This window comes from Streptococcus sp. CL6.22 (assembly GCF_049738055.1).
In the GTDB taxonomy this organism is placed as follows: Bacteria; Bacillota; Bacilli; order Lactobacillales; family Streptococcaceae; genus Streptococcus; species Streptococcus mitis_DJ.
The window spans coordinates 1-410 of the sequence record NZ_JBKOTV010000032.1; the positions used below are offsets into that span (position 1 = coordinate 1).

Genomic DNA, 410 nt, shown 5'->3' on the forward strand with positions numbered 1-410 from the left:
TTCATTGTTCAGTACTACAACCTTAGTTGTAGTGCCCTGCACATTGGTTCGTCTTGTTCAGTTTTCAAAGGTCTTTGTCACTCGCTTCTCTCAAGTGACAACTATATTAGTATATCACAGTCGCTTTCGCTTGTCAACACTTTTTTGAAACTTTTTTGAAACTTTTTTTCATCAAGTGTGCCATCCGCAACATACCATAGTCCGTACGGGATTCGAACCCGTGTTACCGCCGTGAAAAGGCGGTGTCTTAACCCCTTGACCAACGGACCTGAGCTGTTATTTTCAACTCTTACTATTATACAGACTTTTTCTGACTTGTCAACAACTTTTTTAAACTTTTTATGTTTTTTTGTATGACTCCCTAATGAGTACGGATATCAAACTCCTTAAACACAATACGTAAGTCTCTC

General features: G+C 38.8%; 1 tRNA gene. It reads right to left on the reverse strand.

From position 1 onward, the window contains the following. Window positions 1–197: 197 nt before the first annotated feature. Window positions 198–269: transfer RNA gene (locus ACLNCW_RS09815), tRNA-Glu, on the reverse strand. Window positions 270–410: the final 141 nt, after the last annotated feature.